Origin of the sequence: Phenylobacterium sp. CCH9-H3, assembly GCF_001557235.1 — a bacterium.
GTDB lineage: Bacteria > Pseudomonadota > Alphaproteobacteria > Caulobacterales > Caulobacteraceae > Phenylobacterium.
This window is the reverse complement of the sequence record NZ_LSJI01000292.1, coordinates 1-322: the sequence shown is the minus strand read 5'-3', so window position 1 is coordinate 322 and position 322 is coordinate 1. Positions and strand designations below refer to the sequence as shown.

General features: G+C 67.1%; 1 protein-coding gene. It reads left to right on the top strand.

The annotated features are described in order from the left end of the window. Positions 1–322, top strand: a 322-nt coding sequence (locus AX721_RS25725) for an acyl-CoA reductase (RefSeq protein ID WP_197422720.1), incomplete at both ends; no start/stop codon positions are given.

Sequence of the window (322 nt, the reverse complement as noted above, 5' to 3'; positions counted from 1 at the left end):
CTACAGCGTCGCCTACTGGAAGGGCGGCAACACCGAGCTCGAGAGCCGGCTCTATTCGCCCGAGAACTTCGAGAAGGTGGTCGCCTGGGGCGGGTTCGCCTCGATGAAACACATCACCCGCTACCTGCAGCCGGGCCTTGAGCTGGTGGCCATGGACCCGAAGCTCTCCGCGACCCTGGTCGGCAAGGAGGCGTTCGCGTCGGAGGAGACCATGCGTCAGGTGGCGCGGCTGATCGCGGCGGACTTCGGCGGCATCAATCAGGAAGGCTGCGCCAACGCGCGGGTGATCACCATCGAGAGCGGCACCGATGCGGCGGGGCTC